The following is an 11,619-nucleotide window of genomic DNA, read 5'->3' as shown; positions in this document are numbered from 1 at the left end:
TCAAATCTAATAAAAACTAAGTAAGACCAAACATTTTTTTACCGGCTACAGGTAGGCGGGCTTTTAAAATATCGCCAGATAGTGATTCAGTAATGTAAACATCTTTGCCATCACCGCCAAAACATAAATTGGCTAAATGATGATGATGGGGATTTTCAGAATAAATTAAATGGGTAGGCAACATATTGCTATCGAAGCGCCATACTCCAATACCGAGATGACATACCAATAGGCCATTCTCCGCATCCATTTCAATGCCATCAGGCCCAGCAACCCCACCTGTTAACTGAATCGCTACCCCGGTTTTCGAGACCGAGCCATCAGCCATCAAGGGTAAGCGCCAAATTTGCTGAGAGCGAGTTGCCGCAACAAAAACATGTTTTTCTTGCGTATTTAAAGTGATCCCATTCGGGCTCGGTACATTTAAGGCTAAGCGATCAAGCTGCCCATTTGCGCGCAAACGAAAAACGCGCCCAGTAGGATCGGCAATGCCGGTTTGCCCTTGATCAGTAAAATATAAATCGCCATTCGAGGCAAAATGTAAATCATTTAACCCTTTAAAATTTTCGCTGTACATCGAACCTAAAATGGTTTCTAACTTGCCAGTTTTCGGATCTAAAGCCAATAAGCCTGCTTTGTAATCACAAATAAACGCACGGCCATCTTGATGAAACTTCAAGCCATTCGGCCAGCCATCGTATTGGGTAACTAACTCCCAATCTCCTTTAGGCGTAATGCGGAAAATCCGCCCAAAGGGAATGTCAACAAACCATAAATTACCTTCACGATCAAAAGAAGGCCCCTCTAAAAAACACTCGACTTCGGCATTTTGACGATTCGGGTCTGACCAACCCGTACGAGATTTTTTTTTAAACTTGGCTGGCATCGACATAAAAACTTCAGCTTTAATCTTTTCTACTGGCTGAAACGGGTTGTACATTGACATTACAAATTTTCCTTAAATGGTGCAAGTGAAGTAGCCTATTTAAACATAATTATGCGCGGACAAGCTCAGGTAGCCGCAGACATTTTCAGTCCTTCGCAGTTATGCTAATTTATTGCGAATTAGCTCGACTTCGACTTAAAATTGAGTTCCAACCCATCTCGGACAATACCCCATGACATATATTGCAGTAATTGGTAGCGGCACCATGGCCGCAGGGATTGCTGCTGGCTTTATTGCGGAGCAATACCCAGTTTTAATCTTGGGTCGCAATCAAGCTAAGGTATCGCAGTGTCTGCAAAAAGCGGTGGCCTTAGCGCAAACTATTTCCACCCAATCTGCTATTCGTGAGCAAAGCCCAAGCACACTATTGGCGCAACAACGGGGTGGCGATCTCGATACTTGGGCTGATTGGCAAGATTGTATTTGGGTCATTGAAACTGTTGCCGAAGATCTAGCACTCAAGCAAGCGATTTTCCAGTCGCTAGATCAGCGTGTTCCCCCACATATTCCTATTGGCAGCAATAGCTCAGGCTTTCCAATTTCAAAAATTGCCCAGAATTTAACTACTGCCAACCGCATGCTTGGAGCGCATTACTTTATGCCCGCAGAAATTGTGCCTTTAGTCGAGGTTGTACTTGGAGAAAAATCGACTCTTGCGATTGCGGAACAAGTTTGTGAACTCTATCGGCAAATTCATAAAAAACCGGTCTTAGTGAAACGCGATATCCCTGGTTTTTTAGCTAACCGTATACAACATGCGCTGATGCGTGAAGCTTTAGCCCTGGTGGACGCAGGTATTGCCACTCCAGCTGATATTGACGATGCAGTACGTTATAGCTTTGGTTTTCGCTATGCGGCGATTGGGCCCATGACTCAAAAAGAAATTTCTGGTTGGGATGGGATGGCCAACGCCGCAAAAGAAATCTATCCCTCCCTTTCGAATAGTCAAACCATTCCCCCGAGCTTGGCGCAATTAATGGCAGAAGGTAAAACAGGGATGAAGGCGGGGGCTGGCTATCGTAGTTGGACACCAGAAGAAATTAAAGCAACTACCGCGCTCTATTCCAAACGCTTAAAAGCAGCTTTTGAGATTTTGAATATGCAGTAATGGTGATTGCACACTTAAGAAAAGTGCAAGCTACCTAAAAATACAATCGTTAGAATTGCGATAGAAAAGATAATGATTCCTACCAAATAAATTTTAGCCGATCTATTTTTAACGTACTGCGGATAACTTTCTTTCATACCGATCTTTCAATATGGGATTAATTGAGGGCCTCAATAATCTTAAATCAAAAGTGAGCTAACAAACTACCTCTAGTGGAAAACCCCTAAAAGCTAGCCCATTTTGAATATTTATACAGCTTAGGCATAATGTTTTTAATCCTTATATCCTTTTTATGATTGGCACAATCAATTGCTAAACCAACAACCTATGCTCGGTATTACTTCCAGTTTCGCCTTACTAAGGTTGACCAAAAGCAATTTTTTGAAGGCTCGCAAACATGGCTTTGAGCAGGCGCTTGTCATGGTCATGGTGGCACTGAGTATCGCGCCTGTATATGCACAAAAGGCCACCGCCCCGATAGCTGCGCCGCAAACTCAACTACAAAAAGGCGAGTACCTCGCCCGCGCTGGTGATTGTATTTCTTGCCACCAAGCTCCCGGCGGCAAGCCATTTGCTGGTGGACTTCGCCTCGACACCCCTTTTGGATATATGCTTTCGCCCAATATCACCCCAGATATACAAACGGGCATTGGCTCTTGGTCGGCGAATGATTTTTATCGTGCGCTGCATGATGGCATCAATAAAAAGCATCAAGATCTTTATCCCACCATGCCTTACGATTTTTATACCAAGGCCACGCGCGAAGATATTGATGCAATTTATGCTTATTTACGCACTGTGCCAGCTGTGAGTAATCAAGTGGAGGTAAATCACCTTGATTTCCCCTTCAATATTCGGCTGTCGATGATTGGTTGGCGGGAACTCTTTTTTAAAGAGGGCACATATCAAGCTAACCCCAGTAAATCTGCCTCATGGAATCGCGGTGCCTATCTAGTTGAGGGCTTTGGCCACTGTAGTGATTGCCATTCGCCACGGGATATTGCTGGTGGTATCGAGAAGAAAAAAGCGTATACCGGCGCAGTAATTGATGGCTGGTTTGCCCTCAACCTAACCTCCAATATTACTACCGGGCTTGGCTCTTGGACAGCTGAAGATATTGCTAAATATTTAAAAACAGGCTCTTACAAAGGCAAAACAGCAGTGTTAGGCCCCATGGGAGAGGTAGTGCATAACAGCATGCAATACATGACCGAAGCCGATTTAAATGCCATGGCAGAGTACTTGAAATCCCTGCCACCCAATTCCTCTCTTTACGCCGGTAGGGCTGGGCCAGATCCGACCAAAATCATCGGCGCCAAACTCTATCTCGACAACTGTAGTGGCTGTCACCTCTCAAAAGGGGTTGGTGTTGCTGGAGTCATTCCACCCCTTACTGGCAACCCTGTTGTGAAAGCTCCAGACCCTGCGAATATCTTTAAGGTCGTTCTAGGGGGCATTCATCCACGAGCCAATTACATTGCCATGCCCGCATTTAAAGCCCGCTTAAACGATCGAGAAATAGCCGAAATTGCAAATTATGTACGTACCAGCTGGGGAAATACTGCCCCCGCCAATGCTACCCCCGAGCTGGTAGCGAAAGTGCGAAAAAATTTGGGTAATTAAGTAGTACTATTGCGACGCAATACTTTCCTGGGTCAAGGTGCCCCAAGTCAGGGCAAGGCCTAGGGTAGTACTGGGGAAAACCGAATTATTTTGCCCTTAAACTACTATATTATGAAAAGTCGATTGATTGGCAAAATGATGACTTTTTTAGTTTTGACCCCCTTGATTTAGCCCGCTTTCGTGATCTCTTTTACTCTTTTTAATTATTTGGACTGTTCATCATGCTGAAGAACTTTGAAAAACTAGCCCTCCGCACCAAACTGATCATCGGTTTTACTATCGTGCTCATACTCATGGTAGTCATTAGTGCGACTGCCTTTTGGTCAATATCCAACCTAGTGCATACCTCTCAAAATATCTACGAAAAAGATTTAATTGGTATTTCAGTTTTAAGGCAAATTAATCGTGATGTGAATGGCATTGGTCGTGCAACCAATCGTTACGCTCTGGCAATGAATGCTGGCGATCTTGAAGGCGCAAAAAAATCGCAAGAGTACATTGAAAAAACAAAAGTAGACTTGCTAGGCAGTTATGAAAAGGCCAAGGCAACCATTATTCGCCCTGCCCTAAGAGAAAAAATAGATTTAGTTAAGCCCAATATCATGAATTTTTATGCGGGAGTTGACTCTGTCTTAGCTGCAGCACAGGGTAAAGACCCTGCTTTATCGGCTTATAAGGTAATTAACTCCAAGCAATATCAGGACACAGTCGCCACCGTAGCTGCCTCAGTTAGGGAAGTTTCCGAACTAAAAACGAAGGGTGCTGAGGAAAATTTTAAAGGTGCGATGGAGCAAGGCAATACAGCCGAAATGACTCTCGCCGTTTTACTTGGTTTGAGCATCTTACTTTCGCTTGTTATTATTTATTTAGTCAGTCAATCGATTAATAAGCCCTTAAGCAGTCTACAAACCTCAGTGCTCGATTTGGCTGAAGGCAAACTGAATAATAAAATTGAAAACACCGACTACCCCAATGAAATTGGTGAAATGGCTAAAGCCGTTGGTGTACTACAAGTAGGCTTACAGAAAGCCGATCAGTTACAACAAGCTGAACGCGAAAACAATATTCGCGCCAAAGAAACTACCGAACAAATTGGCTCAATCATTTCAGCTGCGGCAGGTGGTGACTTTACCGCCCAGGTTCCGATGGCTGGTAAGGAAGGCTTCTTTAAAGATATTAGTGAACAGGTTAACCGCTTAATCGATACTTCACGCCAAGCTTTTATCGCCATTATGCGTAACGCTACTTCGGTCGCTAGCTCCTCGGAAGAGTTATCTGCCGTGAGTATGCAAATGAGCTCAAATGCTGAAGAAACATCGGCTCAAGCTAAAGTGGTCTCAAACTCAGCAGTCCAAGTTAGCGCTAATACGCAAACAGTTGCAGCAGGTGTCGAAGAAATGAGCGCCAGCATTCGTGAAATCTCGATTAACACGGTGGAAGCGTCAACCGTTGCCCACAAGGCGGTTGAGTTAGCCCAAAAAACCAATGCCACCATGGCTAAATTAAGTACGAGTAGTTTGGAAATTGGTAACGTCTTAAAAGTCATTTCAAGTATTGCCGAACAAACGAATCTCTTAGCCTTAAATGCGACGATTGAAGCAGCCCGTGCTGGCGAGTTAGGTAAAGGGTTCGCAGTGGTAGCGAATGAAGTTAAAGAGTTAGCGCGTCAAACTGCTAAGGCCACTGAAGAAATTGGCGGCAACATAACGGCGATTCAATCTGATACTCAAGGCGCTTTAGTGTCGATTGAAGAAATTTCCGCCATTATTAATAAGATTAATGATATTTCCGGCTTAATTGCCAGCGCAGTTGAAGAGCAAGCTGCAACCACAGGCGAAATGGGTCGTAGCGTCTCAGAAGCTGCCACAAGTAGCGCAGATATTGCTTCTAATATTAATAGTGTTGCGACGACTGCGCAAAGTACCTCTGAAGGTGCGGCAAATTCGCAGCAAGCCGCTTCACAGTTAGCGCAAATTGCTGGGGAATTGCAAAGTCTTGTAATGAAATTTAAAGTTTAATAGGCAAGCTAAGCGTTATCCATGGACAATAACGACGACATTTTGGCGGAATTTATTATCGAGGCAAGAGAAATACTTGACCAACTCGATTTAGATTTTGTCCAGCTTGAAGAAACACCCGACGATAAAAAACTCGTTGGTAATATCTTCCGCGCCATGCATACGCTGAAAGGAAGTAGCGGATTTTTTGCTTTTAAGCGCCTAGAAAAAGTTTCGCACGCAGGAGAAAGCCTGTTAGGGAAAATTCGGGATGGGCACTTGGCACTCGATACCCAAAAAACCAGCGCTCTACTCATGGCGCTTGATGCTTTGCGGGAAATTATTAGTGGTATTGAAGTCGCCAATACAGAACCAGCCGGTGACGATGCCATCCTGATCGCCGACTTGCTTAGTCTTGCGAGTGGTGGCGCTGTTAGCAGTACCGCTAATCGCAATGCAATGCCCTCATCTGAAACCTCCACACCCGCGGTTGACACGGGCGTTACTACCGATGACTTAGTCCTTGATGCAATTGAATCAGAAGATATAGAGGCTACAGATGAAACCTTAATGGGCGATAGCCTAGTTGCAACTGATAATGAAATGGTGGTAGATGCTGCAGCGCCAACTGGTAATGTACGCACTACTGAAGTAGCGGCCCCAGTAAAAGTCAACTTAGAGTTGCTCGACAAGTTAATGAATTTAGTCAGCGAAATGGTACTGGCGCGCAACCGTTTACTACCTTTTACCGCCGAATTTGGTGATCACAATTTTTCGAATACCGTCAGGTCAATTGACTTACTCACCTTAGAGCTGCAAGAGCGCATGATGAAAACGCGCATGCAGCCTATCTCACAGGTTTGGGCAAAATTTCCCCGCTTAGTCCGTGATATCGCTAATGATTGCCATAAAAAAGTCACCCTCATTCAAGAAGGTGCTGAAACCGAGCTCGATCGCACCTTACTTGATGGGATTCGTGACCCGCTTATTCATATTATTCGTAATAGCGTTGACCATGGTATTGAACTCCCTGCTGAGCGCTTAGCTAAAGGCAAACCTGAGAATGGCAAGGTATTACTCCGAGCGATTCATGAGAATGGCATGGTAGTAATCGAAATTGCTGATGACGGCGGTGGTATTAAATTTGACGCGGTACGCCAAAAAGCGGTTGATAAGAAATTAGTGAGTTTTGAGGACGCTAAAAAACTGAGTGATATGCAGTTACTAGAATTCATTTTTCTGCCTGGCTTCTCTACCAATCAAGTCGTCACCAACCTCTCCGGCCGTGGTGTTGGCATGGATGTGGTGAAAAATAATATTTCGGCCATTGGCGGCTCAATTGAAATTGATAGCCATCGCGGCAAAGGCACCAATATTCGTTTAAAAATTCCGCTCACTTTAGCGATCATGCCAGCGCTATTCGTGCGCTGCGAAAGCGAGCGCTATGCAATTCCGCAAAATAGCATTTCCGAAATGGTGCGCATTGATCCTACTAATTCAACTGGCTTGGAAGATTTTTATGGCACCCCAGTCTTTCGCTTACGCGGCAAACTCGTGCCGCTATTATTTTTAAATCAACAACTAAAATTGAGTGCACATGTACCCGATAGCGCAAAAGCGATTAATGTGGCAATCTTGCAATCCTCGGGCATCTCTTTTGGTCTCGTAGTTGATGAAGTACTTAACATGCAAGAAGTAGTAGTTAAGCCGCTTGGCGCCCTCTTAAAGGGGATTCCTGATTTTGCTGGCGCGACTATTTTGGGCGATGGCCGAGTAGCCTTGATTTTGGATGTCGATGGCATGGCCATTCATTCTGGCTTAGTTGCGAAAATTCAAGCACGCCCACTCAACCCTGACACCGTCTTCGATCAAGTGCGCGAAGAAGAAGTCGCGATGTTATTGTTTGAATTAGCTGGTCTAGAACGCATTGCCATTCCCCTTGATAATGTCGAGCGCTTAGAGAATTTTGCGCTCAGTCGGGTGCAGCGCAATGGTAGTCGCGAGGTAGTGCAATATGGTAACCACATCATGCATTTAATTCGTATGAATGAGTATATTGAAGGCGCCCAACCTGCAGTTGACTCAACTACCCAACCGTTATCAGTGATTGTGCATTACTTTAATCAAATGCCTATTGGCTTAGTAGTTAGTCAAGTTCACGACATTATTCATGTGCCTAAAAAATTACAGAAAGCGAATCCACCTCAGCGCGGCTTGGCGGGCTGCGTACTAATGGGTGATAAGGTGATTAATGTCATCGATCTACAAGAAATCTTAATGATGCGTAATTTGCAAGAACACCAAAAGACCTACCCAGAAGTCATTGATATGGATGTATTGCGATGAGCTCAACCACTGATTTTGCTACCTTCTATTTAGGTGGCTTGTATTTTGGTATCACTGCTACTGATGTTCTTGAACTAAATAAAAACTTAGACGTAACGCGCGTGCCAAAGAGTCCTAAAACGGTTCGCGGCATTATGAATTTGCGTGGCCAACTCGTGCCTGCAATTGATATGTATGAGCGCTTAGGGCTCGAAAATACCTCGCATCAGCAAGAAACGATTAGTATTATTTTGCAATGTGAAGGCATGTTAATTGCCTTGTTGGTAGATAACGTGGGAGAAATTATTCCCTTAGAACAAGATACCTTCGAGCCACCACCCAATAATTTTCCTAAAATGTCGCGAGAGCTGGTCTTAGGGGTGCATAAATTACCAGAAAAATTACTGTTAATTTTAGATCCCAAACAACTCATTAAGGGTATTGCCTTTTCAGGGAAGCCAGCACTATTAAGCGTTTAAAAACCTTAGATAAATGCAGTTTAAGGCCGCTTCCTAATGATTCCGTTTTAATTCCATTTCCATGAAACATATTATTTCCCCTAAAGATAAAATTCGCGTGCTGATCGTTGATGACTCAGCTGTGATGAGACGTATCATCATGACGACCCTATTACGCCATGCTGATATTGAGGTAGTTGGTACTGCTGAGGATGGTCTTGAGGCCATTGAAATGATTGGGCGCATTAAGCCGGATTTAATTACCCTCGATGTTGAGATGCCAAAAATGGATGGTTTAACGGCGCTCAAAGAAATTCGTAAACTGGATCGCGATTTGCCGATTATTATGTTTAGCTCGCTAACCCAGCGTGGCGGTGAAGCCACTATTACCGCATTAACCAATGGCGCGAGCGATTATGTTGGTAAGCCAAGCGATAAAACCAATATGAATGAAGCCATGCGGGTACTAGAAGATGAGCTCATACCCAAGATTCGTGAGTTATGTAAGCCCACGCCAGTGAAGCCTAGCAAAATCATTCCGCCAAAAGAACTCATTGCTGAAGTGAAGCAACAAATCTTTGCTAAACCAAGCGGACTTCCCGCCAGCCGCATTGAAGCCCTTTGTATCGGTGTATCTACTGGGGGACCAGCCGCCTTAATGGAAATATTTGAGGCTTGGAAGGCGCCCTTAAGCGTGCCTATTTTTATCGTCCAACACATGCCACCCAAATTTACTGAGCTGCTAGCTTCAAGATTAACTAGTGTTGGCGTTATTCCAGTTGAAGAGGCTCAGCACGGGCAAGAAGCATTTCCGGGTAAGGCGTATATTGCTCCCGGCGGTAGGCACCTAGAGCTGCGTAAGTCAGGGGCCAAAGTAGTAATGATGCTCAATGAAGATCCACCTGAAAATTCCTGCAGACCCGCGGTCGATGTCCTGTTTAGAAGTGCAGCAAAAATCTATGGCAGTCATCTACTAGCCCTAGTATTAACGGGCATGGGTTACGACGGACTGAAAGGTGCTGTCGATATTGTTAATGCCAATGGCAGCGTGTTAGTGCAGGATGAAAAAACGAGCGTCATCTGGGGTATGCCTGGCGCAATTGCCAACGCCAATTTGGCTGAAAAGATTTTGCCATTAGGTGATATTCCGAACGAAATTATCTTTCGGACGCAAAAAAAATAATGACTCAAGCGCTCACTATCCATCAAAATAATATTCATTTATTTTTCCAAATGCTAGAAGAGCATTTGGGTATTGCTCTTGATCATAGTAAAGAATATTTAGTGGCCTCCCGTTTAGCAGTAATCGCCAGATCTCATAACTTCAAAGATCATCATGCCTTAATTCAGCATCTCTTAGTCAATCCTCTCGGTATTTTGCATCATCAATCGTTTCATGCAATGACCACAAATGAAACTATGTTTTTTCGAGATAAATATCCCTTTGAAACATTACGGACCACGATTATTCCTGCGCTGATTGCCAAACGCCGCGAGACAAAAACCCTAGAAATTTGGTGTGCTGCGGCCTCTACCGGCCAAGAGCCTTATAGTTTGGCTATTCTTTTACGTGAAAATTTCCCTGAACTCTATTTTTGGAAAATTCAACTTATTGCTACCGATATTTCAGAGCCGGCCTTAACGCAAGCGCGCACTGGCATCTATTCGGAAACAGAAATCAAACGGGGTTTAAGCGAGGAGCAAATTAAGCGGCACTTTAAAAAATTGCCGACTGGTCAATATGAGATTAGTAGCGAACTAAAGCAAATGATTCATTTTGAGAGCCTGAATCTCGTCAAAGATTGGCCGGTCATGCCCAAGTTTGATTTAATCTTAATTCGTAATGTGCTGATTTACTTTAACGCTGAAACGAAAGCAAAAGTATTTCGGAAATTGCGTTCTCAGCTAACAGATGATGGTGGTTGCCTATTGCTTGGCTCATCGGAATCGATTCTCTATGATCAATCCTTCAAAGTGCAGCAGGAAGATCGTGTTTCATATTACTGCAAAGACCTTCATAAGGAGATGCAACGCTAATGAGTGCCGATCTGATGTTTAAGAATATTTCGCCCGAGGTGCTGGAGCAAACTAAGCTCATGAAAGTATTGGTGGTTGACGACAGTCGTACCCTCAGACGCCTATTAATACGGGAACTGAATAATGTTGGCATTACCAATATTACCGAAGCTGGCGATGGTAACGAAGCGCTAGAAAAAGTGCGGGCTGAGTCGTTTGATCTCATGCTATTAGATATGGAAATGCCTGAATTAGACGGCTTAGGCGTATTAAATATCGTCAAGTCTGATCCAGCCCTCAGTTATCTACCCGTCATTGTGGTGTCTGGTGCTGAGCAGTTTGAAAAAACGGTGGAGTGCATTCAGATTGGTGCAGAAGATTATTTACCAAAGCCATTCGATCCCGTTTTATTACGCGCGCGGGTTTTTTCTTCCTTAGAAAAAAAACGTTTACGTGATTTAGACCGGGAACACATTGCCCTTTTGCAGCACGAAAAAGAATTACTCAATATTGAGCAAATGAAAACTGAAAAACTCATGCTCAATATTTTGCCTAAGCCGATTGCTGAGCGCCTTAAAAAGGGCGAGAAAAATATATCTGGCTCTTACCCAGAAGTGACTATTTTATTTAGTGACTTAGTTGGCTTTACCAAGATGTCTTCCACTAAATCACCTGCTGATCTCGTGAAATTATTGAATGACTTATTTACGCGCTTTGATAAACGGGCAGAAGAATTGGGTTTAGAGAAAATTAAAACGATTGGCGATGCTTATATGGCCGTAGGTGGCTTGCCGATTCCGCGCTCTGATCATGCCATCATTGCCGCCGATATGGCACTGGGAATGTATCAGGACTTAACGGAGTTTAATCAAGCAAACGGCAGTGATCTACAAATGCGTATTGGCCTCAACTCAGGTCCAGTGGTCGCAGGCGTAATCGGCTTTACCAAGTTCTCTTATGATCTCTGGGGTAATACCGTAAATACCGCAAGTCGGATGGAATCCACCTCAGCTATCGGTCGAGTTCAAATAACCCCAGCTACTGCGGAAGCTTTGACCGGTCACTTTATTTTAGAGGAGCGCGAGCTAATTGAGTGCAAAGGGCTTGGCCCAATCCTCACTTCCTTTTTAGTAAGTAGAATATAAG

Annotated in this window: 9 protein-coding genes; 8 read left to right on the top strand and 1 reads right to left on the bottom strand. The window is 44.0% G+C overall.

Annotated features, from left to right (window positions below):
• Positions 1 to 16 precede the first annotated feature (16 nt).
• Complete coding sequence (locus tag LZT21_RS10230) at positions 17 to 946, bottom strand: SMP-30/gluconolactonase/LRE family protein (RefSeq protein ID WP_233924889.1); 930 nt, start codon at positions 944 to 946, stop codon at positions 17 to 19.
• A gap of 172 nt (positions 947 to 1,118) precedes the next feature.
• On the opposite strand from LZT21_RS10230, the gene LZT21_RS10225 reads away from it, so the two are divergent.
• From LZT21_RS10225 to LZT21_RS10190, 8 genes are all read left to right on the top strand, one after another.
• Complete coding sequence (locus LZT21_RS10225; protein ID WP_233990679.1) at positions 1,119 to 2,054, top strand: 3-hydroxyacyl-CoA dehydrogenase family protein; 936 nt, start codon at positions 1,119 to 1,121, stop codon at positions 2,052 to 2,054.
• A 381-nt stretch (positions 2,055 to 2,435) separates the two neighbouring features.
• On the top strand, positions 2,436 to 3,677 hold the full coding sequence (locus LZT21_RS10220; protein ID WP_233924892.1) for a cytochrome c: 1,242 nt from the start codon (positions 2,436 to 2,438) through the stop codon (positions 3,675 to 3,677).
• Positions 3,678 to 3,898: 221 nt separating this feature from the next.
• Positions 3,899 to 5,695 carry a methyl-accepting chemotaxis protein gene (locus tag LZT21_RS10215; RefSeq protein ID WP_233990677.1) on the top strand — a complete coding sequence of 599 codons (1,797 nt, stop codon included), beginning with the start codon at positions 3,899 to 3,901 and terminating at the stop codon, positions 5,693 to 5,695.
• Between the two features lie 21 nt (positions 5,696 to 5,716).
• The gene (locus LZT21_RS10210; RefSeq protein ID WP_233990675.1) at positions 5,717 to 8,020 is read left to right on the top strand and encodes a chemotaxis protein CheW; all 2,304 of its coding nucleotides are present in this window, start codon (positions 5,717 to 5,719) and stop codon (positions 8,018 to 8,020) included.
• Positions 8,017 to 8,478, top strand: a complete 462-nt coding sequence (locus LZT21_RS10205) for a chemotaxis protein CheW (RefSeq protein WP_233990673.1) — start codon at positions 8,017 to 8,019, stop codon at positions 8,476 to 8,478. Before LZT21_RS10210 ends, LZT21_RS10205 begins: the two co-directional genes overlap by 4 nt.
• A gap of 61 nt (positions 8,479 to 8,539) precedes the next feature.
• Positions 8,540 to 9,640, top strand: coding sequence for a chemotaxis response regulator protein-glutamate methylesterase (locus tag LZT21_RS10200; RefSeq protein ID WP_233990671.1), 1,101 nt, complete (start codon positions 8,540 to 8,542; stop codon positions 9,638 to 9,640).
• Positions 9,640 to 10,494, top strand: coding sequence for a protein-glutamate O-methyltransferase CheR (locus LZT21_RS10195; RefSeq protein ID WP_233990669.1), 855 nt, complete (start codon positions 9,640 to 9,642; stop codon positions 10,492 to 10,494). The genes LZT21_RS10200 and LZT21_RS10195 overlap by 1 nt, the downstream gene beginning before the upstream one ends.
• Positions 10,494 to 11,618 (top strand): adenylate/guanylate cyclase domain-containing protein, encoded by a 1,125-nt coding sequence (locus LZT21_RS10190; protein ID WP_233935459.1) that lies wholly within the window; start codon positions 10,494 to 10,496, stop codon positions 11,616 to 11,618. The genes LZT21_RS10195 and LZT21_RS10190 overlap by 1 nt, the downstream gene beginning before the upstream one ends.
• The last annotated feature ends 1 nt before the right edge of the window (position 11,619 follow it).

It is taken from the genome of Polynucleobacter sp. IMCC 30228 (assembly GCF_021395205.1).
GTDB lineage: Bacteria > Pseudomonadota > Gammaproteobacteria > Burkholderiales > Burkholderiaceae > Polynucleobacter.
The sequence above is the reverse complement of the archived record's forward strand: the minus strand, read 5'-3'. Positions and strand labels throughout refer to the sequence as shown.